Source organism: Pseudomonas sp. NBRC 100443, assembly GCF_030268185.1.
GTDB lineage: Bacteria > Pseudomonadota > Gammaproteobacteria > Pseudomonadales > Pseudomonadaceae > Pseudomonas > Pseudomonas citronellolis.
In genome coordinates this window covers 1-21571 of the sequence record NZ_BSQE01000004.1, presented here as the reverse complement: position 1 = coordinate 21571, position 21571 = coordinate 1, and the positions used below count along the sequence as shown (strand labels likewise).

Below are 21571 nucleotides of genomic sequence, written 5' to 3'. Positions count from 1 at the left end.
CCGCCTCAGACGATCCGCAGGTGGTCGACCATGACGCAGCGGCGCAGGCGCACGAAGGTGCGCGCCGAGGTCACGCCCTCGCCGGTCGGCGTGGTGATGGTCATGGTGGTCCAGCCCTCGCCGCCGAAGCCCAGGCCGGCCAGGCACGGCCCGTTCTTGACGAAGATGCTGGTGTCCATGGCATTGGCCATGCGGTCCAGGTGGTCGAGGTTGCGCGAGTGCATGGCCGCCGTGTGGTGGCAGCCGCCCTCCAGCTTCACGGCCAGGGCGATGGCCTGGTCGACGTTGGCCACGCGCACCATCGGCAGCACCGGCATCATCATTTCGGTGATGGCGAAGGGGTGGTCGGCGGCGGTTTCCAGCAGCAGCAGGCGCGTCTGCTCCGGCACCTGCAGGCCGATGGCGGCGGCGATCTTCGCCGCGTCGCGGCCGACCCAGTCGCGCGAGACGCTGCCGCGCCCCTGCTCGTCGACCTTCGGCAAAAGCAAGGGCAGCAGTTGCTGGCCCTGGGCGGCGCTCAGCTCCACGGCCTGGTGCTTGAGCATCTCGGCCTTGAGGGCGTCGGCGACGCTGTCGACCACGATCAGCACCTTCTCGTCGGCGCAGATGATGTTGTTGTCGAACGAGGCGCCGAACACGATGTCGCGCGCGGCGCGGGCCAGGTCGGCGGTCTCGTCCACCACCACCGGCGGGTTGCCGGCGCCGGCGGCGATCAGGCGCTTGTCGGTGTGCTTGCGCGCGGCTTCCACCACCGCCTCGCCGCCGGTCACCACCAGCAGGCCGATGCCCGGGTAGCGGAACAGCCGCTGGGCGGTCTCGATGTCCGGGCGCTGCACGGTGGTGATCAGGTTGGCCGGCGCACCGGCTTCGACCATGGCCTCGTTGAGCAGGCTGACGGTGCGCTGCGACACCCGCTTGGCCGCCGGGTGCGGGGCGAACACCACGCTGTTGCCGGCGGCGATCATGCTGATGGCGTTGTTGATGACGGTGGCTGCCGGGTTGGTCGAGGGCGTCACCGAGGCGATCACGCCCCAGGCCGCGTTCTCGATCAGCGTCAGCCCGCGGTCGCCGCTGAGCACCTGCGCCTGCAGGCATTCGCTGCCGGGGGTGTGGCGGGCCTGGGCGATGTTCTTGGCGGTCTTGTCGGCCACCCGGCCCATGCCGGTTTCCTCCACCGCCAGCTCCGCCAGTTCCTGCGCGTGGCGCTCGCCGGCGGCGCGGATGGCGGCGATGGCCCGGTCGCGCATGGCCACCGAGCGCAATGCCTTCTGCGCCTGCGCGGCGGCGGCCACGGCGGCGTCCAGTTCGACGAACACGCCGGGGGCGCAGGTCGCGCCCGGCGATGCGACAGCGGCCGTGGAGGTCGCCCCTATCGAGGCGAGCACCGCCTTGACCACCTGTTCGATTTCCTTCGGGTTGATGTCCACGTCGTGCCTCACAGAATTCAGGGATGAGCCGGGCCACTCCACCTGGCGCGGGCCGGTGGAGGACGCTTGTCGTGAATGACCGCCGGGGGCGGGCCTATTTGCGGTAGAGCAGGCTGCCGTCGAGCACCGCTTCGTCGACGATGCCGACCACGCACAGGTCGATCGGCGCACGCACCTCGGCCAGGGCCTGGCGCGCGGCGCTGCCGCCGGCCAGCATCACCCACTCGCCGTTGCCGGCGCCGAGGCTGTCGCTGGCCACGTGCCGTTCACCGTCGGGGCGGCCGGCGCGGTCGAGCATCTCGACCAGCAGCAGCCGGTCCAGGCCCACGCCCGGATGCTTCACGGTGCACACCACCTGCCCCACGACAATCGCCAGTTTCATCGCCTGTTACCTCGTCGGGCCGCGTCCTTCGCGGCATACGCATGGATCCTCGGTGGCGGCGCCCGGAACCCGCAGGGCGAGTTCAGGCACCGCTCGGACGGTCGCGGCGGGCCGCTCAATCCACCGGGCGATCCGCCGCCAGCTTGATCGGAAAGACCTCTTCCAGGTCCGAATGTGGACGCGGGATCACCTGCACCGAGACCACTTCGCCGACGCGCTGCGCGGCGGCCGCGCCGGCATCGGTGGCCGCCTTGCAGGCTGCTACGTCGCCACGGACCATCGCGGTGACCAGGCCACCGCCGATCTGCTTGACGCCCACCAGCTTCACCCGGGCGGCCTTGACCATGGCGTCGGAGGCCTCGATCAGCGCCACCAGGCCCTTGGTTTCGATCATGCCTAATGCTTCCATCTCACTCTCCTCGAACAATCGATCGCCCTTCGCAGGGCCTCTTCGGAGTGGCTAGCCACTCGCGTTACCCCCGGACGGCGGGGGCCGCCGTCCGGCTCAGGCGACTCGCCCGACAGCCTCGGCGCCGCCGGCCATCTTGTTGGCCAGCAGCACCGTCTGGATCATTTCCTCGCTCGTGCAGCCGCGCGACAGGTCGTGCAGCGGCGCGTTCATGCCCTGCAGCATCGGGCCGATGGCGTTCATGCCGCCGAGCCGCTGGGCGATCTTGTAGCCGATGTTCCCGGCCTCGAGACTGGGGAACACGAACACGTTGGCCGCCCCGCCCAGCGGGCTGCCGGGAACCTTCGCCGCGGCCACCTCGGGGACAAAGGCGGCGTCGAACTGGATCTCGCCGTCGACGCACAGCTCCGGCCGGCGCTCGCGCACCCGCTCGCAGGCCTGGCGCACCGCCTCGGCGTCGGCGTGCCTGGCGCTGCCGTGGCTGGAGAACGAGAGCATCGCCACCCGCGCCGGCTCGCCGGTCACCTGCTCGAAGCTGGCCGCCGAGGCCAGGGCGATGTCCGCCAGTTGCTCCACCGTCGGCCGCGGCACCACGCCGCAATCGGCGAAGGCCAAGGGGACGCCGCCGTCCGCTGGCAGCATGAAGAACACCGAGGACAGCGTGCGGTTGCCCGGCGCCAGGCCGACCACCCGCAGGCCGGCGCGCAGCACGTCGGCGGTGGCGCTGAGGTTGCCGGCGATGCACAGGTCGACCTGGCCGGCCGCCAGCAGCGCCGCGCCGAACCACAGCGGGTCGTGCAGTTGTTCCAGGGCCTGCTCGGGGCTGAGCTTGTCCTGGCGCCGGGCCAGGTCCTGGGCGAAGCCGTGCAGCCAGGGCGAGCGCGCGGGGTCGATCAGCCCGAGGTCGCCCAGGCGGATGTGCCGCTCCAGGCAGTAGCCGCGCAGGGCGAAGGGGTTGCCCAGCAGCAGCGGCTCGGCCAGGCCCTCGGCCTTGAGGTATTGCGCCGCCTCGATGGCGCGGCGGTCCAGGGCGTCGGGGAAGACCACCCGCGGCGGGTTCTGCCGGGCGGCCCGGCGGCAGTCGTCGAACAGTTTCACGGGGCCTCTCCCTGCACGCGCCGGCTCAGTTCCGCGGCGCTCGGCCAGGGTTGCCCGCGCAGGTGCAGCAGGCTCAGCAGCATGGCCACGTAGAGCGCGCTGGACAGCCGGTTGAGGGCGTGCAGCAGGTCCGCGCGGCGCAGCTTGAAGCCGGCCTCCATGAACACCTGGGCGGCGCAGATTTCCACCTCGCGGACCTTGGCCCGCAGCAGGTTGAGCAGCGCCGGCGCGCGGCCGTGGCCGCACTCGGGCACCAGGTGGTCGTGGCCCAGGTATTTCAGCGGCGCGTGGGACAGGCGGTGCAGCACGGCCTCGTCGAGCCCGCCGACGGCGAACCCGGCCAGCTCCTCGTCCAGCACGTCGGCGCGCATCAGCTGACCGAGCAGCGAACGGATGTCGGCCAGCCAGGCGGCCAGCTCGGCCGGCTCCGGCAGTTCCACCTGCAGCCACACCGCCAGGGCGATGGCCGCGTCCAGTTGGGCGCGGAACTGCAGGCGCGGGTCGTTCTTGGCCACCAGTTCGTGGGCGTTCAGATGGGTCATCCCGGCAGGCTTGTCGGCCGGCGCCGAGCCGCACAGCTGGCAGGTCGCGGCGACGCGCCGGGCGCTGCCGGTCAGCCCGTGCACCGCCTGCAGGCACGGCGCGCCGTCCGCGTCCGGCTCTTCGGTCGCCCGGTACAGGCGGCCCTGTTCGTCGTGGAACTTCAGCGACAGGTGGCGCTCGTCGATCAGCGCGCGGGCGGCGGGGGTCAACCGCGCGTCGGCGGGCAGCCGCAGCTCGGTGCCTTCGCTCAGGCCGTGGCGCTCGCGCAGCCAGCTTTCGGTGATGAAAGTGCTCATGGCCGCCTCACTGTTCCTGCCAGTTGGCCGGCCAGGCCACGTAGAGGAAGCGCACCCGGCTCGGGGTGCCGAACTCGATGGCGCTGCCCTTGGGAATGAACAGCAGGTCGCCAGGCTGGCCCACCAGGGTCTCGCCGTTCTGGCGGATGTGCAGCTCGCCCTCCAGCACCAGGTCCACTTCGTCGTAGTTCAGCGTCCAGGGGAAGAAGGCGTTCTCCCACTGCATGAAGCCGGCGCCCATGCTGCTGCCGTCCTCGGCGCCGACCACGTCGGTGATGCCGATCTGGTATTCGCCCGGCACGCCTTCCAGGCGGCCGAAGCGCACGCTGCCGCCCTTCACCAGCTTGATCCCGCCGGCGCCGGTGCGCGCCTCGAAGGCCGCCCGGGCCACGCAGGCGCCGCCCTGTTGCGCGGCCTTGCGCACCAGTTGGTCGACCAGTTGCGCGTCCACTTCGGCGGGCAGCCGGGCCAGCACCTCGGCGCGAATCCGCGCCAGCTCGTCCTCGCTCGGCCCGGCCGCGGCCGGTTCACTCGCGGCCGCCGCCGGCTCGCCGGCCACCCGCTCGACCAGCGCCAGACCCGCCTGCTCGGCGACCGTGCGCGCCTCCGGGGTGACGATGCAGCGCGGCAGCTCCACGGCCAGGGAACTCTGCCCGGCGGCGATGGCTTCACGGATGTCGTTGGCGGTAATCAGCTTCTTCATCTCAACAGGTCCTCGATCGGATTCCGTGCGTTCAGCAGCGCGCGCAGGCGCTCGATGCTGGCGGGGTCGTCGCTGGCGGTGTGGACGATCGCGCCGTCGATGCCGTGGGCACGCAGCAGGCGCTCGATGGCGGGCAGGTCGACGCCGGGCAGGTCGCACTTGCTGATCACCCCGATCAGCCGCTTGCCGGCGTGGATGTCCAGCAGCCCGGGCGGCAGCCGGCACTCCGTCGAATCGGCGGGGTGCACGTAGACCAGGGTGTCGACGTCGTCGGTGCTGGTGATCAGCGCGCGGTACAGGCGCGGGTGGCTGACGAACTCGCCGGGGGTGTCCAGCGCGCCGCCGGGGCCGTAGTCCAGCGCCTGGGTCTTGCGCGCCGCTTCGGGGTTGCCGCACAGGGCGTTGAACAGGGTGGTCTTGCCGGCTCCGACGCCACCGATCAGGGCATAACGCGGCGCGTCCATGGTCAGCTCCTGGTCACCGGGCAGACGCTGTAGTCCAGCAGCCGGCCGAGGGCGGCGCAGGTCTGCGCCAGCGCCTCTTCCACCGCGCCGACGCTGCCGTGCAGCACCAGCGCGCCGCTGAAGCGGTCGAGGAAGCCGATGCGCACGTCGGCGGCCTTGGTGGCGAAGTCGCCGGCGATCATCGCGGTCTCGCCCGGGGTGAGGGTCATGATGCCGATGGCCTGCGCCCCGGGAACGCCGATCTTGCTCGACAGCTCCTCCTGGGGATGCGCGATCAGGTGCGCCAGGGTCACCTGCTTGCCCGGGACGAATTCCTGGATGATGCGCTCTTTGGACACGTGCTCCCCTCCTCTACTGCTTAGGAAGCTAACAAGTGCCCGGACGGCGGCCCTATCAAAATCCGGCAAAGTTTTCCGCCGCCCCGAAAGACCAGAAAACTCCTACAAAAACCGGCTGGAACGCCCGCGCGGCGCCGCATTGGCGACTGCTGGCCGGAGCTTTCCGGCCGCGGTTCGCACCGTGCTGAGTGACTTTGTCGCAGCCGCCGGAAAGCCTCCGGGCACAGGCGGGGCGCCGCCATGGACGTGACGGGCCGCAGAGGAAAGGGGCGTCTGACGGACAGGTTCCGCGTCGGCCCGACTTGCCCGGCCGCCGCGTTGTTCGTAAGGTGCGCACGTTTTCGTTCGAGGTAACGGGAAGCAGGTGAAAGGCCTGCGCTGCCCCCGCAACGGTAACCGACCGCAGGCCTTGCGCCTGCCGCGCTCCAACCCGCCACTGTGCGCCACGCATGGGAAGGCCGGGAGCGTGCGAGTCGGCAGCCCGGAGACCGCCCTCGACACGCATGACAGGTGTTGCGGAGGGCCGCACCTTCAAGCGCGGCCACTCCCGCCCTTGCCCAGCCCTCCTCGAAAGTCCACTTTTGAGGAACCCCAGCGATGAAACTTTCCCGTCTTGCCCTGGCCGTCGCCGTGCTGCCCGCGGCGGCCTTCGCCGGCGACGATGCCGAACAGGCCTACCAGCTGCCGTCGATGGTCATCACCTCGGCGCGCCAGGCCGAACCCCGCGGCCAGGCCACCGCGGCCAACACCGTCTTCACCCACGACGACATCGAGCGCCTGCAGGCGCGCAGCGTGCCCGAGCTGCTGCAGCGCGTGCCCGGCGTGCAGCTGAGCAACGCCGGCGGCCTGACCAGCTACTTCCTGCGCGGCACCAACCCCGGCCAGACCCTGGTGCTGGTGGACGGCCAGCGCATCGCCTCGGCCAGCAGCGGCATCGCCCGCCTGGACTACCTGAGCATCGACAACATCGAGCGCGTGGAAGTGACCCGCGGCCCGCGTTCGGCGCTGTACGGCGCCGACGCCATCGGCGGAGTGATCCAGATCTTCACCCGCCGCGGCGAAGCCGGCCTGCACCCGCAAGTGCGCCTGGCCGCCGGCAGCAACGGCACCTTCCAGCGCAGCGCCTCCCTCGCCGGCGGCGACGAGCGCACCCGCTTCGACCTCGGCGCCAGCCTCGACGAGAGCCGCGGCTACGACTACACCCGCGACAACGTCGGCGCCGACAGCGACCACGACGGCCAGCGCAACAAGGCCGTGCACCTGAACCTGGACCACCGCCTGAACGACGACTGGAAGGCCGGCTTCAGCCTAAACGACCAGCGCGGCGACAGCGAATACGACGACGCCTACAGCTACGCCCCCGCCGAGCCCCACGACGAGTTCCGCGTCAGCAGCTACAGCGGCTACCTCGAAGGCCAACTGACCTCGATGTGGAACAGCCGCGTGGAGCTGGGCCGCAGCTTCGACCGCAACAAGGCCGTCGGCGCCGCCGAGGTATGGAACAACGGCACCCTGGAAACCACCCGGCATTCGGCCAGCTGGCTCAACCGCCTGCAGCTGGATACCCGCAACCAACTAGCCCTGGGCGCGGACTGGTACGAGGACAAGGTCGAGGGCAGCACCGCCTTCGCCGAGGACAGCCGCACCAACCACGCCTTCTTCGCCCAGCACAGCTTCAAGGGCGAGGCCTTCTCCACCGAGCTGGGCCTGCGCCACGACGACAACGAGCGCTACGGCTCGCAGAACAGCTGGAACGCCGCCGTCACCCTGCCGGTAGGTGACAACCAGAGCTGGATCGCCAGCTACGGCGAAGGCTTCCGCGCGCCGACCTTCAGCGACCTCTACTACCCCGGCGCCAGCAACCCGGACCTGAAGGCCGAGACCTCGAAGACCTACGAGCTGCAATGGCGCGGCGACTTCGCCGGCACGCATCTGGAGGCCGCGCTGTACCGCACCGAGGTGGACGACCTGATCGCCTGGGACAGCGCCAGCAACATGCCGCAGAACATCGCCAAGGCGCGCATCGACGGCTTCGAGGCCAGCCTGGCCCGCGAGGTCCTCGGCTGGCAGGCCAACCTCGGCCTGAGCATCATCGACCCGCGCGACCGCGACACCGGCCACACCCTGCCACGCCGCGCCCGGCGCACCCTGAGCCTGGACCTGGACCGCCAGTTCGGCGCCTTCGGCGTCGGCGGCACCTGGCGCGCGCTGAGCAACAGCTACGCCGACGCGGCCAACCAGGACCGCCTGGGCGGCTACGGCGTGCTCGATGTGCGCGGCAGTTGGCAGTTCAGCGAAACCCTGCGCTGGGACCTGAAACTGCAGAACCTGCTGGACCGCGACTACGCCCGCGCCAGCTACCAGCGCCCGACCGATCCCATGGGCTTCCCCAGCGAAACCCTGCACTATAAGGAAGCCGGCCGCACCGCGCTGCTGGCGCTGACCTGGACGCCGGAGTTGTAGCCATCGCGGGCAGGGCCCTCTCCTACGAAGAGCACCTCGTCACGGCCCAGTAGGGACAACTGTCTTGCTGACCGCGCCGAGGCGCTCTTCGTAGGATGGGTTGAGCCTGCGAAACCCATGCTGCCGTGGTGATGGGTATCGCTTCGCTCAACCCATCCTACGACGGCGTTTCTCCGCACTTCGAGCGGACCTTGTCCGCGATAGCCAGAACCACCGGCGCCATTCCAATGTAGGAGCGCGCCCTGCGCGCGATTTCGCGGGCAGGGCCCGCTCCTACAGGTTGCCGTGAAGCATGGCATTCTCACCCGTAGGAGCGGATTCATCCGCGATTCCGCCGGCAAGGCGGACGACGCCCAGGCCGACCTCGGCGCCACCGGGAATCGCCGTTAAACGGCGGATAACGCGGAGCGTTATTCGCCCTACGCCAACACCCCGGCCAGGCGCCCCAGGGCTGCGCAATCCGCGGCGTGCCAGTCGCTCAGTTCCGGCCAGGGGTTTTCCGCCAGGTTGACCAGCGCCGTGTAGCTGCCCGCCGCGCGGCCGCATTCCAGGTCGAAGCGGTAGTCGCCGACCATCAGCATGTCTTTGGGCTGCACGCCCCAGCGCTCGGCCAGGTGCAGCAGGCCGTCGGGGTTGGGCTTGGGCCGGGCTTCGCCGCGGCCGAGGATGTCGCCGCTGGCGAAGCAGTCGCCCAGGCCGATGGCCTGCAGGGTCACCAGCGCCAGCTCGTGGGCGTTGCGGGTGAGGATGCCGAGGCGGTAGCCGGCCTCGTGCAGCGCGCGCACCAGGTCCACCGCGCCGGGCGCGGCGGTGGAGGCCAGCGCCAGCTCGCGTTCGTGCTCCAGCAGCCAGGCGTGCTTGGCCGCCGCCTCGGCCGCGGGCAGCGCCGCCAGGTGGGTGAGGATGTCGTCTTCCTGGGGAATGCCCAGGGCCCGCTTGATCGCCGGGAAGTCGTGCACCGCCAGGGTCAGGGTGCCGTCCATGTCGAACACCCAGTGGCGGATCAGGCCCGGTTTCATGCCCAGTCCTCGCGGCGGCGGATCAGGCCTTCCTGGGTCGACGAGGCCACCAGTTGGCCGTCGCGGTTGAAGATGCTGCCGCGCACGAAGCCGCGGCCGTTGCCGGCCCAGGGGCTGTCGATGGCGTACAGCAGCCACTCGTCCGCGCGCAGGTCGCGGTGGAACCACACGGAGTGGTCGATGGTGGCCACCTGCATGTCCTTCTGCCACACCGAGCGGCCGTGGGGCAGCAGCGAGGTGGTGAGGAAACCGAAGTCCGAGGCGTAGGCGAGGATGTACTTGTGCAGCGCCGGCACGTCCGGCAGCTTGCCGTCGGCGCGCAGCCAGAGGTACTTGATCGGCTCGCCGACCTGCGGGTCGTAGGGGTCGTTCTGGGTGACCGGGCGGATCTCGATGGGCTTGGGGTACAGCAGCTTGTCGCGGATGCGCTCGGGGAACTGGGCGATGCTGCGCTGCTTGAGCTCCAGGTCCGTCGGCAGGTTCTCCGGGCCGACCACGTCGGGCATCGGGATCTGGTGCTGGAAGCCCTCCTCGTCGTACTGGAAGGAGGTGCTCAGGGCGAAGATCGGCTGGCCCTTCTGGATCGCCGTGACGCGGCGGGTGCTGAAGGTGCCGCCGTCGCGCACGCGGTCGACCTGGTAGACCACCGGCATGCTGGCGTCGCCCGGGCGCAGGAAGTAGCCGTGCATGGAGTGCACGTGGCGCGCCGGCTCCACCGTCTGGCTGGCCGCCGACAGCGCCTGGCCGAGCACCTGGCCGCCGTACAGCTGGCGGAAGCCGAGGTCCTGGCTGATGCCCCTGAACAGGTTTTCCTCGATGGGTTCCAGGCTCAGCAAAGCCACCAGGTTGTCCAGGATCTGGGTCATGACGTTTCCTCGGAATCGGTACTGCGAATGGGATGCGGGCGGCGCGGCTGGGGGTACGCGGGCGAACTGCTCAGGCGAGTGTCCCATACCGCGCGGCCGATGGTGAAATGATAGAGGCTGACCGGGCGGTCCGGTCCTTCGCCGAGCAATTCCCGCAGCGCCTCGTCGAAGTAGCAGCCGATGCCGGTGCCCGAGAGCCCGGCGGCCTCGGCCTCCAGGTAGAGCAGCTGGCCGATCTGCCCGGCCTCCCAGTACAGCCGCGGGTAGGTCCAGGGGCCTTCGGCCAGGGCGGCGTCCAGGTCGGCGAGCATGGCGAAGGCCACGCAGCCGTCGCTGGCGATGTCCTGGCCGCAGGAGAGGAAGGCCGAGAGCTGGCGGGCGTCGCCTTCCAGCAGGCGGTACAGAGGCAGGTCGTCGGCGGCGCGTTGCCACTGGAAGTCCCCGCGCAACCCGCCCGGCGCGCGGCCGCTGCGGCCCAGCCAGTAGAGCCCCGGCGCCAGGCCCTGGACGCGGTGGACGAACAGCAGCAGGTCGATGCGCGGCGGCTCGCCCGAGCAGGCGAAGGGCACCGGCGAGTTTTCCGGCAGCAGGCGGCGCAGCCAGGCCAGCAGCAGCTCGGCGTGGATGCCGCTGCGGCCGTCCAGGCTCTGCGCGCTGCGCCGGCGGTGGAGGATCGGGCGCAATGGCAAGCCGGGGTTGTCCGTGGTCGCCTCGGCACGCGGCAGGCACCAATCGGCGGGAGCCAGCGCCGGCGCGCGGCACAGCGCGTGGACGCGCTCCAGCTCCGGCCAGTGCCGGTAGCTGCGCGAGAGGCGATTCGGAGCGCCTTGCAACTCCAGCGCCGCCAGCCCTCGCAGCAGCGCCTCGGGCACGCGGGGCTCGCCGTCCCGGGGCGGACCTATCCACAGCAACGCATCCACCGCTTCGCGCTCGTGGAAACCTTCGCGGTCGAGGCCGAACGCGGCATCCAGACTGCGCTCGTCCAGCGCGCGCAGCAGCCGCACTTCCCAGCCCTGGATGGCCGCGGCGATGGCCAGGGCCGCCAGCGCGTGGCCGAAGTCGTGCTGGCAGTAGCGGTAGGCGCGCTCGCCGTACTTCCAGGCCTCGCGCCAGGGAATGCTGGCCAGCGCCAGCAGCAGGCCGGCGCCTGGCAGTTGCTGCGCCACGGCGGGCGGCAGCTCGGCGCGCACTTCCAGCAGGTGTTCGTCGGCAGTGTAGTGGGCCAGCACGGCGGACTTGTCCACAGCCCCGGCCGGCAGCAGCAGGTAGGCCTCGGTGGGGTGCAGGTTGCCGCTGGAGGGGTTGACGCGCAGCGCCCAGCGGCTGCCGCCGGCTTGCTTCCAGGCGGAGATCGCCAGGCTGTCGTAGAGCAGTTGCGAGACGCTTTCCAGGCCCAGCGGCGCGGGCTCGCCAAGGGGGCCGGCGAACACGCCGTCGTAGCCCGGCGATTCCTCCTGCGGGCGGTGCAGCAATTCGATCGGCCGCGCCCCGGCGTAGCGGCGGAAGGGCGCCGGCTGGGTCGCCCAGTCCAGTTGGCCGGGCCCAGGGGCGAAGCGCTCCGGGGCGTGGCAGCTCAGCGCGTGGTAGGCGCGCACATCGTCGGCGGCGCTCATGTCTGCGCCTCCAGCCATTGCTCGCGGCTGATGCGGAACAGCACGTGCGGGCGCAGCGCGTGGCCCTGGGGCAGGCGCGGAGTGCTCAGGCTGGGCAGGTGCATGGTTCGCCTCGGCAAGATTCGTCAGCTGCCTATTGTGCCCCATGCACGGCCCTGGCGCCCGGCCGCGGGGCCGGCTTACCCTTGCCGCTGAACAGCCCGAGCCCCGCCCCATGCCGCTGCCCCTGGTCTACCACGACGACTACAGCCCGCCCTTCCCCGCCGGCCACCGCTTCCCCATGGAGAAGTTCCGCCTGCTCAAGGAACACCTGGTGGACAGCGGCCTGACCAGCGACGCGGCGCTGCTGCGCCCCGAACCCTGCCCGGCGGACATCCTCGCCCTGGCCCACGACCGCGGCTACATCGAGCGCTATTGCAGCGGCGACATGAGCCGCGAGGAACTGCGCCGCCTCGGCCTGCCCTGGAGCGAGGCCCTGGCCCGGCGCACGGTGCGCGCGGTGGGCGGCTCGCTGCTGGGCGCCGACCTGGCGCTGCGGCACGGCCTGGCCTGCCACCTCGCCGGCGGCACCCACCATGCGCACCACGACCACGCCTCGGGCTTCTGCATCTTCAACGACCTGGCGGTGATCGCCCTGCACCTGCTGGCAAGCGGCCGCGCCGGGCGCGTGCTGATCTTCGACTGCGACGTGCACCAGGGCGACGGCACCGCGCGCATCCTGGAGCAGGTGCCGGACGCCATCACCGTCTCGCTGCACTGCGAGAAGAACTTCCCCGCGCGCAAGGCGCACAGCGACTGGGACATTCCCCTGCCGCTGCACATGGGCGACGCCGACTACCTGCGGGTGGTGGACGAGGCGCTGGACTACCTGCTGCCGCTGTACCAGCCGGACCTGGTGCTCTACGACGCCGGGGTGGACGTGCACAAGGACGACGCCCTGGGCTACCTGAACCTCACCGACGCCGGCCTGGCCGCCCGCGACGAGCGCGTGATCGAACGCTGCCTGGCCCGCGACATCCCGGTGCTGGGGGTGATCGGCGGCGGCTACGACAAGGACCGCGCGGCCCTGGCCCGGCGCCACGGCATTCTCCACCACAGCGCGCAGCGCGTCTGGCAGCGCCTGGGCCTGGGCTGAGTTGTCCACGGCAACTGTGGAGCAACCTGTGGAAAACCTGCGGGGAGTCTGCCCTGGCCCACGCCGGGCCTGGGCCGCAGCCGGATGTACGAAAGATGACCAGACAGCGTTCGGAGGAAAAGGTGCGACTTTTCCACGGATGCTGTGGAACCTCCTGTGGAAAAACTGCGGGGCATTCGCTGCAGCCCAATATTCACGGGGCCTCCAGCCCAACGAACAAAATATGACCAGCACACCCGTAGGATGGGTTGAGCTTGCGAAACCCATGCTGCATTCGATGGGTATCGCTACGCTCCACCCATCCTACGTGGGGCAACGTTGTCCCCGAAAGCTGTGGAGCCGCCTGTGGATATCCTGGGTACAAACCTGTGATTAGCCCACGCGCCGGGCCCCCCGAGCGGCCGCCGGCGAATTGACCAGCCCCGGCCGCCAGCGGCTAGGCTAGAATGCGCGCCCTTTCCACCGACCATGCCCAGCCCATGACCGAGCACAGCTCCCTGCCCTCCCCCAGCGCCATCGTCATCGGCGGCGGCCCCGCCGGCCTGATGGCCGCCGAAGTGCTGGCCGGCGCCGGCGTGCGCGTGGCGCTGTACGACGCCATGCCCTCGGTGGGGCGCAAGTTCCTGCTGGCCGGCGTGGGTGGCATGAACATCACCCACTCCGAAGATCAGGCGGCCTTCGTCGGCCGCTACGGCGAACGCCGCGCGGAAATCGGCGCGCTGCTCGCGGATTTCGACAGCCAGGCCCTGCGCGAGTGGATTCACGGCCTGGGGATAAGTACCTTCGTCGGCACGTCCGGCCGCGTCTTCCCCACCGACATGAAGGCCGCGCCCTTGCTGCGTGCCTGGCTCAAGCGTATGCGCGACAGCGGCGTGGTTATCCACACCCGCAGCCGCTGGCAGGGCTGGGACGAACAGGGCCGCCTGCTGATCGACGGCCCCGAAGGGCGCCAGGCCCTGCAGGCCGACGTGACCGTGCTGGCCCTGGGCGGCGGCAGCTGGCAACGCCTGGGCTCCGACGGCGCCTGGGTACCGACGCTGCAGGCGCGCGGTGTGGCGGTCGCGCCCCTGCGGCCGTCGAACTGCGGCTTCGAAGTCGCAGGTTGGAGCGAGTTCTTCCGCGACAAGTTCGCCGGCGCGCCGGTCAAGCCGGTGGCCCTGAGCCTGGAAGGCGAGGCGCCGCGCCAGGGCGAATTCGTGGTCACCGCCGGCGGCATCGAGGGCAGCCTGGTCTATGCGCTGTCCGCCGGCATCCGCGAACGCATCGCCCGCGACGGCTCGGCCAGCGTGCGGCTCGACCTGCTGCCCAACCGCAGCATCGAGCAGGTGGAGAAAGCCCTGGCCCAGCCGCGCGGCGCCAAGTCCATGGCCAACCACCTGCGCGGCCGCCTGGGCCTGGACGGCGTGCGCGCCGGCCTGCTGCGCGAGTTGTCCACAGCCGCCGACTACGTCGAGCCGCGGCGCCTGGCCGCGCTGATCAAGGCCCTGCCGCTGACGGTGGTGCGCCCGCGCCCGCTGGACGAAGCCATCAGCAGCGCCGGCGGCGTCACCTTCGAGGCTGTGGATAAGCAGCTGATGCTGGACGCCCTGCCCGGTGTGTTCTGCGCCGGCGAGATGCTCGACTGGGAAGCGCCAACTGGCGGCTACCTGCTCACCGCCTGCTTCGCCAGCGGCCGCGCCGCCGGCCTGGGCGCCTTGCGCTGGCTGAAACTGGAACCATAGTGCTAGATTGCGGATTCCCCCCAGCAGAGTCCGCGCCATGTCCCTGAGCTTCCGCCCGGCCCGCCCCGAGGACGTCGACGCCGCCGTCCCGCTGATCTACAGCTCCGGCCCCGATGCCTTCGACTACGCCTTCGCCCGCCCGGGGCGCAACAGCGCCCAGGACTTCCTGCGCCATGCCTTCGTCCAGGGCGGCGGCCAGTTCGGCTGGCGCCAGCACACGGTGGGCGAACGGGATGGGCAGGTGGTGGCGGTGGGCACCGTGTTCGGCGGCGAGGCCAACCTCGGCTACCTGCTCGCCGCCAGCCGGCAGATATTCGGCTTCTTCGGCCTGGGCGCAGCAATGGTGATCCGCCATGGCCTGCAATTGGAGCGGATCATCTGCCCGCCGCCGAAGCGGACGCTGTACCTCGCCCATCTCGGCGTGGCGCCGGAGCTGCGCGGCGAAGGCCTGGGCAGCCGGTTGATCGACCACTTCCTCGACCGCGGCCGCCGCGCCGGCCTGCCCATGGCCGCCCTCGACGTGTCGATGGCCAACCCGCGCGCCCAGGCGCTGTACGAGCGCCTGGGCTTCACGGTGCAGGCCGAGCGCCACTCCAACCTGCCGGGCGTGGCCAGCCACCGCTACATGCAGCGAGCCCTCTGAGCCTGCGCTAGACTGCGCGCCAGCCGCCCGGCAGAGGCGGCGTCCCACCGTGCAGGCCAGTGCCACGACAAGGAAGCGCCATGAGCAAGCTGAACAGCGTCGAACTGAAAGTCTTCGTCCCGGCCCGCGACTACGCCCAGTCCCAGGTCTTCTACCGCGACCTGGGCTTCGCCAATCCGTGGAGCTCGGAAGAGTTGAGCTACTTCCACCACGGCGACCACTGCGCCTTCCTGCTGCAGAACTACTACGTGAAGGAATTCGCCGAGAACCTGATGCTGCACCTTCTGGTGGAAGACGCCGACGCCTGGTGGCAGCGCCTGCGCGAGATCGATATCGCCGGGCGCCATGGGGTGCAGTTGGGGGAGCCGGAGGATCGGGCTTGGCGGATGCGGGATTTCACGCTGCATGATCCGAGCGGGGTGCTGTGGCGTATCGGCCACAACCTCGATTGAGCGGGGGCACGGCTTTTCGTACCCCCTCGCGCCCTCAGCGGCCCTTGGGCTTGCCCTTGCCGCCCGGCGCCTTGGCGAAGCCCGGCGCCTTGCGCACCGCCTTCACCTGCGGCTTGTCGGCCAGCAGCTCGCCCAGGTGGATATTGCCCGGCTTGGCCGGCACCTTGGGCTGCTTGGGTTTCTTCGGCTTCTTCAGCACCTGGCCGCCCAGGGTCGTCTGCGGCACCCTGTGCTCGGCCTCGAAGCCGTCTTCTTCGGAGCGCGGCAGCAGTTGCCCGATCAGCGTCTCGATGGCCGCCAGCTGCTGCACCTCGTCGGCGCACACCAGCGACAGCGCCTGCCCGCTGGCGCCCGCGCGGCCGGTGCGGCCGATGCGATGCACGTAGTCCTCGGCGACGATGGGCAGGTCGAAGTTGACCACCAGCGGCATCTGCTCGATGTCCAGGCCGCGGGCGGCGACGTCGGTGGCCACCAGGAAGTCCACCTCGCCGTCCTTGAACCGCTGCAGGGCGCGCAGGCGCGCCGGCTGCGGCTTGTCGCCGTGGATGGAGTCGGCGGCGATGCCTTCGGCCTGGAGCACGCCGACCAGTTCGTCGACGCCCTTGCGCGTCTTGGCGAACACCAGGGCCTGGCGCCAACGGCGGGCCTGCAGCAGGTGCAGGAACAGCTCGGCCTTGCGCTTCTTGTCCACGGTGATCAGTTGCTGCTTCACCGTCTTCGCCGCGGTGTTGCGCGGCGCCACCTCGATGGACAGCGGGTCGCGCAGCAGGCCGCCGGCCATCTGGCGGATCGCCTCGGAGAAGGTGGCGGAGAACAGCAATGTCTGGCGCCGCTTCGGCAGCGCGGCGAACACTTCTTCCAGCTCGCGGGCGAAGCCCAGGTCGAGCATGCGGTCGGCCTCGTCCAGCACCAGCACCTGCAACTGGGTGAATTTCAGGGCGTTCTGCCGGTACAGGTCGAGCAGCCGCCCGGGGGTGGCCACCAGCACGTCGACGCCCTTGCGCAGCTTCATCATCTGCGGGTTGATGCTCACCCCGCCATAGGCCACCGCCGTGCGCAGCGGCACGTGCTGGCCATAGGCGCGGAAGCTGTCGTGCACCTGCTCGGCCAGCTCGCGGGTGGGCACCAGCACCAGGGCGCGCACCGAGTTGGCGGCCACCTGCGGGCCCTCCTGCAGCAACTTCTGCAGCAGCGGCAGGGCGAAGCCGGCGGTCTTGCCGGTGCCGGTCTGCGCCGCGGCCAGCAGGTCGCGGCCCTTGAGCACGGCGGGGATGGCCTGGGCCTGCACGGGCGTCGGGTTCTGGTAGCCGAGGCCGTCGAGGGCGCGCAGCAGGGGTTCGATCAGGCCGAGGGCGGCGAAGGTCATGGAGCACTCACGCAACGGAAGGGGAATGGGCGGCATTGTAGCCGCTAGTGGCGCAGCAGCAGCTCGCCCTCGATGGGCACGTAGCGCGTCGCCGAGCGGATCAGCGCCTGTGCCGTCAGGCCCGGCACGCCATAGGCGGCGGCCGTCTTGCCCTGGGCGCGGACGCGTTGCAGCAGCAGGTCGAAGTCGCCGTCGCCGGAGCACAGCACAATCTCGTCCACCCGCGCCACGGCGTCGAGCACGTCGATGGTAATGCCCACGTCCCAGTCGCCCTTGGCCGAGCCGTCGCTGCGCTGGATGTAGGGCTTGAGCTTCACCTCGAAGCCGAGGTTGCGGAGGATCTGCTGGAACTGCTGCTGGCGCGGGTCGCCACGATCGATGGCGTAGGCGTAGGCCTCGACGATGCGGCCTTCGCGGCTCAACTCGCCCCACAGGGCGGCGTAGTTGAAGTGGCAGCCGTAGGCCTGGCGAACCGTGTAGTAGAGGTTCTGCACATCGGCGAACAGGGCGAGGGTTTTCAACGGCGGCTCCGGATCAGGCGGTGGACGCGCATTATCGCAGCCCACCGCCGCGCCGCCAGCCCCGCGTCGTCGGCGCGGGGCTATCGATCAGCTGAACATGTCGCCGTCGTCGTCGAAGAAGCTGGAGTCGTCGGCGAAGCCGCCATCGTCGTAGCCGGTGTCGGTGAAGCCGTTGTCGGCGTAGCGATCGCCATCGAGGAAGGACGGGCTGGAATCGTCCAGCCCGGAGGATTGCGGGTCGAAATGCTCGGCCGGCACTTGTTCCTGGATCACCTCGACGATTTCCTGCGGTTGCGAGTGGTGGAACATGTTGGTCAGCAGGTCCGCCACCATCATGCCGCCGGCCACGCCCGCGGCGGTCTGCAAGGCGCCACGCAGGAAGCCGCCGCCCTGGGCCGGCGCGGCCTGGGGCGCCGCGGCGGGGCGGAAGTCGTTGGGGTTGCTGGCGTAGCTGGCATTGGCGCCGGGCTGGGAGAAGCGCGTCTGGCCCCAGCCGTCCGGGCGCTGTTGCGCTTGCTGGGGTTGCGTCGCCGCTTCGCGCTGGCCGCCGCCGAACAGGCCAGCGAGGAAGCCGCCGCTGCTGGGGCGGTTCTGCTGCAGGCTGGCGACCTGGGCTTCGAGTTCCTTGACGCGCTGGTCCAGGCGCTTGATCGCCGCCTCCTGGATCAGCATCGCCTGCGCCATGTAGTAGGGCGCGGCCGGCTGGCGCACGAGGTGCTGGTTGATCTGCGCCTCGGCCTGGGCGTCGCGCGGCGCGGTTTGCCGCTCGGCTTCCTGCAGGCGAGTGAACAGGCCATCGATCAGGGTTTGCTCTTCGGAATTCATCTGGGGCCTCGAGTGAGCACCGGGGGAGGGAACGCATCACTAGATTGGATCGGCCGGCGAAAAAACAAGTTCCGGTCGATGAAAACTTCTTCATCCACGCTGGCGGGGACTCTGGTCTGCGCCGCCGGGCATGGGTTAGAGTCGATTGCCAACTGGTCCCCTAGACGAGCCGATGAATCCCATCTCCATCCTGCGCGATACCTGGTACTTCTTCAGCCGCCACATCGGCACGCTGCTGCCGCTCTGCCTGCCCTGGATCGTCCTGGAGACGCTCACCCAGCAACAGCTGAGCATGGCCGCCAATTCCCAGCAGTTCGCGCCCTGGGGCATGGCCGCCGGGTTGATCTTCTACCCCATCTACACCGCCAGCCTGCTGCTGTACCTGGTCGACTTCGGCGAGGGCCGCCAGCGCGGCGTCGGCGAGCTGTGGCGCGCGGCGCTGCGCCTGTGGCCGGCCTTCGCCCTGCTCTCGGCGCTGAGTTCGCTGCTGATCGTCATCGGCCTGTCGCTGATGGTGCTGCCGGGCATCTACGTGATGATCAAGCTGGCCTTCGCCGAGGTGCTGCTGGTCAAGCGCGGCCTGCGCCCGATCGATGCCATGCGCGAGAGCTTCCGCCTCACCGGCGGGCACTTCTTCCTGCTGCTCACCACCGTGCTGGTGATCCTCGCCCCCACCTGGGCCCTGCAGGGCTGGATCGAGCAACTGAGCGAGAACGCCCTCGGCTACAGCCTGGCGCTCAGCGCCCTCAGCGGCTTCTTCCAGCTGCTGCTGACCGTCGCCGCCTACCGCATCTACATCCTCGGCCCGGAACGCGAGGAAGCCTGAGGTCTGCTCCGCGCAGCGCAGGAGCGCTCAGCGCCGGCTCGGCTTCAACCCGGACATGCGCGGCACCAGCAGGCGCTCGAACAGCCAGGGGCAGTAACGGGCCAGGATGCGCGCGCGCCAGTTGACGTTGGACAGCACCAGCAGGCGCTTGCGCTGCAGGGCGCCCTGGTAGATCGCCTCGGCCACGTCGCGCGGGGAAGCCACTTCGCTGCCCAGCACCACGGCCGGCTGGCGGATAACCGAGCCGTCGCCGACCAAGGCGTTCTTGCGCAGGTCGGTGGCGGTGAAGCCGGGGCAGGCCAGGGTCACCGAGACGCCGGTGCCCTCCAGTTCCATGCGCAGGGTGTCGAACAGGCCATGCAGGGCATGCTTGCTGGCGTTGTAGGCGCTGCGATAGAGCAAGGGGGCGAAGCCGGTCAGCGAACTGAGCACGACTATCTGCCCCTGGCGGGCGATCAGGCTGGGCAAGGCCGCCCGGGTGCAATGCAGGGCGCCGTAGAAGTTCACCGCCATCACCCGCTGGAACACCTTCAGGTCGGTCTCGGCGAACAGGCTGCGGTGGGTGATGCCGGCGTTGTTGATCAGCACGTCGATGCCGCCGAAGCGTTCGATGGCGACGGCCACGGCCTGCTCCACCGCGGCGGGCTCGGTGATGTCGCAGCGCAGCCCCAGGGCCTCGACGTTGAGGTGCTGCTGCAGGTGCTGCACCAGGCTGTCGAGCGCGGCCTGGTCCAGGTCGAGGATCACCGGCCTGGCGCCCGCCTGGGCGAAGCGCAAGACCAGCGCACGGCCGATGCCCGAGCAGCCGCCGGTCACCAGGACCGTCTTGTGCAGGTAGACCTTGCTGGAGAAGACCTTGCGTGGCATGTGCGCAGCCCTCGGCCTGGCCCGGGTGCGGCCGGTTGCTCCTCAAGCATAGCCCCGTGGCGGTCACGCTCCGGCAGCCTCATGTGCCGCCGGTCGCAGCCCTTGAATGTCGCCGCCGCTTTGCCGGCCGCGGACTGGACAAGCCCCGGTTGGCGACTCATGCTCAATGCAGACACCAACACAAGAACGATAAAGGTGCGGCGCAGCAATGCTCAAGAAACTCCTGTTCCCATTGGCCTCGTCGCTGCTTCCAGCGTCGCTGGCCCATGCCCTGCCAGGCCCGGCCGGTGGCCCCCAGTCGCTGGCGGTCGGCTATTACGAGTTCCCGCCGTACATCTATACCGACGATGACGGCAGCACCCAGGGCGAAGGTGCCGAGCTGATCCGCAAGCTGCTGCGCCAGGCAGGCTACCGCGCCGAACTCCGCGCCTTACCCAGTGCCCGCCTCTACCAGGGCCTGCGCGATGGCAGCGTGCAACTGTGGGCCGGGGCGCCCGGCAAGCCCGAGTTGGCCGAAAGCACCCTGGAGTGCGAGCACGTGCTCGGCCAGGTCACCCTCAACCTCTATCGCCTGGCGTCCCAACCCGCCCCGCACCTGCCCCAGGGCCTGGCCGGCAGCCGGGTGATCCTGATCAGCGGCTACAGCTACTGGCGGCCTGCCACGCAGCTGCTGGACGACCCGCGGCTCAACCTGGAGGTCCACCGCACCAGCACCCACAGCGCGGCGCTGCAGATGCTTCTGCGCGAACGAGGCGACTACCTGCTGGACTACCAGGCCCCGGTGGAAGAAGCCCGCAACGCCGCCGGCCTGCCGCCGCTGGCCTACGACACCCTCTACCGTCTGCCGCTCAAGCTCATCGTCTCCCGTCGCACGCCCGATGCCGAACAACTCCGCCAGCGCCTGGACCAGGCGTTCGAGCAGTTGAGTGCGAAGGGGGAGAAGGTAGAGCTGAACTGAGGCCACCGGCCTGCCGGCCGGATCGCGGATGAATCCGCTCCTACGGGATGCAGCCCCGTAGGATGGCGTTGAGCGAAGCGATACCCATCAGCGCCATGGCTTTCACGGGCCCTGCCCGCGATTCGCGCGCAGGGCGCGCTCCTACAGGGGGAATGGCGCAGGGGGGGCGGCGTAGGAGCGGATCTTATCCGCGAAGTGCGCCGGGACCTCCGGTGATCGCGGACAAGGTCCGCTCCTACAGGGAGATGCGCCGGCTTTTCCGCGCGCAAAAGCAAAACCCCCGACCAGCCAGGCTGATCAGGGGTTTTGGGATAGGTGCTTGACGATGACCTACTCTCACATGGGGAAACCCCACACTACCATCGGCGATGCGTCGTTTCACTGCTGAGTTCGGGATGGGATCAGGTGGTTCCAACGCTCTATGGTCGTCAAGCAATTCTTTCGGATGCTCGTGACTTACGCACACGCTCACCCTGATTCGGGTATGTGACAGGTATTTGCGGTTCACACGAACTTTCGGTTCGTCGACTTCACCGTCTAACACACAAATTGTTTGGGTGTTATATGGTCAAGCCTCACGGGCAATTAGTATCGGTTAGCTCAACGCCTCACAGCGCTTACACACCCGACCTATCA

The 21571-nt window shown here is 69.9% G+C and carries 22 protein-coding genes, 1 rRNA gene and 1 riboswitch; of the genes, 7 read left to right on the top strand and 16 right to left on the bottom strand.

All coding sequences use genetic code 11. From position 1 onward, the window contains the following. Positions 1-5: 5 nt before the first annotated feature. The 8 genes from QSJ95_RS06330 to eutS form a co-directional block, all read right to left on the bottom strand. Positions 6-1427, bottom strand: coding sequence for an aldehyde dehydrogenase family protein (locus tag QSJ95_RS06330; RefSeq protein ID WP_009615704.1), 1422 nt, complete (start codon positions 1425-1427; stop codon positions 6-8). A 94-nt stretch (positions 1428-1521) separates the two neighbouring features. Then, positions 1522-1809, bottom strand: a complete 288-nt coding sequence (gene eutN / locus QSJ95_RS06325; RefSeq protein ID WP_009615703.1) for an ethanolamine utilization microcompartment protein EutN — start codon at positions 1807-1809, stop codon at positions 1522-1524. A gap of 115 nt (positions 1810-1924) precedes the next feature. Continuing rightward, positions 1925-2218: an ethanolamine utilization microcompartment protein EutM gene (eutM, locus tag QSJ95_RS06320; protein WP_009615702.1), complete on the bottom strand. Its 294-nt coding sequence runs from the start codon at positions 2216-2218 to the stop codon at positions 1925-1927. Between the two features lie 96 nt (positions 2219-2314). Then, positions 2315-3316, bottom strand: coding sequence for a phosphate acetyltransferase (locus QSJ95_RS06315; RefSeq protein ID WP_285640918.1), 1002 nt, complete (start codon positions 3314-3316; stop codon positions 2315-2317). Next, a complete protein-coding gene (gene eutT, locus QSJ95_RS06310) occupies positions 3313-4155 on the bottom strand; it encodes an ethanolamine utilization cob(I)yrinic acid a,c-diamide adenosyltransferase EutT (protein ID WP_043316655.1) in 843 nt (280 codons plus the stop codon). The genes QSJ95_RS06315 and eutT overlap by 4 nt, the downstream gene beginning before the upstream one ends. Positions 4156-4162: 7 nt before the next feature. After that, the gene (gene eutQ / locus QSJ95_RS06305; RefSeq protein WP_043273352.1) at positions 4163-4858 is read right to left on the bottom strand and encodes an ethanolamine utilization acetate kinase EutQ; all 696 of its coding nucleotides are present in this window, start codon (positions 4856-4858) and stop codon (positions 4163-4165) included. Continuing rightward, on the bottom strand, positions 4855-5322 hold the full coding sequence (locus QSJ95_RS06300; protein WP_009615695.1) for a EutP/PduV family microcompartment system protein: 468 nt from the start codon (positions 5320-5322) through the stop codon (positions 4855-4857). Before QSJ95_RS06300 ends, eutQ begins: the two co-directional genes overlap by 4 nt. Positions 5323-5324: 2 nt before the next feature. After that, complete coding sequence (eutS, locus tag QSJ95_RS06295; protein WP_009615694.1) at positions 5325-5660, bottom strand: ethanolamine utilization microcompartment protein EutS; 336 nt, start codon at positions 5658-5660, stop codon at positions 5325-5327. A 310-nt stretch (positions 5661-5970) separates the two neighbouring features. Further along, positions 5971-6170: riboswitch (cobalamin riboswitch) on the top strand. 87 nt (positions 6171-6257) lie between these two features. On the opposite strand from eutS, the gene QSJ95_RS06290 reads away from it, so the two are divergent. Next, positions 6258-8123: a TonB-dependent receptor domain-containing protein gene (locus QSJ95_RS06290; RefSeq protein ID WP_285640911.1), complete on the top strand. Its 1866-nt coding sequence runs from the start codon at positions 6258-6260 to the stop codon at positions 8121-8123. A 419-nt stretch (positions 8124-8542) separates the two neighbouring features. Here QSJ95_RS06290 and QSJ95_RS06285 read toward each other — a convergent pair whose 3' ends face one another. Genes QSJ95_RS06285 through QSJ95_RS06275 form a run of 3 tightly spaced genes read right to left on the bottom strand, consistent with a single transcriptional unit; the run spans position 8543 to position 11621 of the window. Next, complete coding sequence (locus tag QSJ95_RS06285) at positions 8543-9142, bottom strand: HAD family hydrolase (RefSeq protein WP_043273354.1); 600 nt, start codon at positions 9140-9142, stop codon at positions 8543-8545. Further along, positions 9139-10008: an acyl-CoA thioesterase II gene (tesB, locus tag QSJ95_RS06280; RefSeq protein WP_009615691.1), complete on the bottom strand. Its 870-nt coding sequence runs from the start codon at positions 10006-10008 to the stop codon at positions 9139-9141. Before tesB ends, QSJ95_RS06285 begins: the two co-directional genes overlap by 4 nt. Beyond that, on the bottom strand, positions 10005-11621 hold the full coding sequence (locus tag QSJ95_RS06275) for a nitroreductase family protein (protein ID WP_058487582.1): 1617 nt from the start codon (positions 11619-11621) through the stop codon (positions 10005-10007). The genes tesB and QSJ95_RS06275 overlap by 4 nt, the downstream gene beginning before the upstream one ends. 214 nt (positions 11622-11835) lie before the next feature. On the opposite strand from QSJ95_RS06275, the gene QSJ95_RS06270 reads away from it, so the two are divergent. From QSJ95_RS06270 to QSJ95_RS06255, 4 genes are all read left to right on the top strand, one after another. After that, entirely contained in the window at positions 11836-12756 is a 921-nt protein-coding gene (locus QSJ95_RS06270; RefSeq protein ID WP_043273357.1) for a histone deacetylase family protein, read from the top strand. Positions 12757-13235: 479 nt separating this feature from the next. Further along, positions 13236-14477, top strand: a complete 1242-nt coding sequence (locus tag QSJ95_RS06265) for a TIGR03862 family flavoprotein (RefSeq protein WP_285641325.1) — start codon at positions 13236-13238, stop codon at positions 14475-14477. A gap of 37 nt (positions 14478-14514) precedes the next feature. Then, positions 14515-15120: a GNAT family N-acetyltransferase gene (locus QSJ95_RS06260; RefSeq protein ID WP_285640906.1), complete on the top strand. Its 606-nt coding sequence runs from the start codon at positions 14515-14517 to the stop codon at positions 15118-15120. 80 nt (positions 15121-15200) lie between these two features. Next, positions 15201-15572 (top strand): VOC family protein, encoded by a 372-nt coding sequence (locus QSJ95_RS06255; RefSeq protein WP_058487585.1) that lies wholly within the window; start codon positions 15201-15203, stop codon positions 15570-15572. A 34-nt stretch (positions 15573-15606) separates the two neighbouring features. Here the strand turns inward: QSJ95_RS06255 and rhlE1 are convergent, their stop codons facing one another. The 3 genes from rhlE1 to QSJ95_RS06240 form a co-directional block, all read right to left on the bottom strand. Further along, complete coding sequence (rhlE1, locus tag QSJ95_RS06250) at positions 15607-16938, bottom strand: RNA helicase RhlE1 (protein WP_281687771.1); 1332 nt, start codon at positions 16936-16938, stop codon at positions 15607-15609. Positions 16939-16982: 44 nt separating this feature from the next. Further along, positions 16983-17459 carry a LabA-like NYN domain-containing protein gene (locus QSJ95_RS06245; protein WP_267853444.1) on the bottom strand — a complete coding sequence of 159 codons (477 nt, stop codon included), beginning with the start codon at positions 17457-17459 and terminating at the stop codon, positions 16983-16985. A gap of 87 nt (positions 17460-17546) precedes the next feature. Next, positions 17547-18284, bottom strand: a complete 738-nt coding sequence (locus QSJ95_RS06240; RefSeq protein ID WP_285640902.1) for a DUF2076 domain-containing protein — start codon at positions 18282-18284, stop codon at positions 17547-17549. A 172-nt stretch (positions 18285-18456) separates the two neighbouring features. On the opposite strand from QSJ95_RS06240, the gene QSJ95_RS06235 reads away from it, so the two are divergent. Then, positions 18457-19110, top strand: coding sequence for a YciC family protein (locus QSJ95_RS06235; protein WP_009615681.1), 654 nt, complete (start codon positions 18457-18459; stop codon positions 19108-19110). 27 nt (positions 19111-19137) lie between these two features. Here QSJ95_RS06235 and QSJ95_RS06230 read toward each other — a convergent pair whose 3' ends face one another. After that, entirely contained in the window at positions 19138-19977 is an 840-nt protein-coding gene (locus QSJ95_RS06230) for an SDR family oxidoreductase (RefSeq protein WP_043315738.1), read from the bottom strand. A 208-nt stretch (positions 19978-20185) separates the two neighbouring features. Here QSJ95_RS06230 and QSJ95_RS06225 point away from each other — a divergent pair, with 208 nt between their 5' ends. Then, positions 20186-20935: a substrate-binding periplasmic protein gene (locus QSJ95_RS06225; RefSeq protein WP_285640895.1), complete on the top strand. Its 750-nt coding sequence runs from the start codon at positions 20186-20188 to the stop codon at positions 20933-20935. Between the two features lie 317 nt (positions 20936-21252). Here QSJ95_RS06225 and rrf read toward each other — a convergent pair. Next, positions 21253-21368: ribosomal RNA gene (gene rrf / locus QSJ95_RS06220) — 5S ribosomal RNA — on the bottom strand. Positions 21369-21571: the final 203 nt, after the last annotated feature.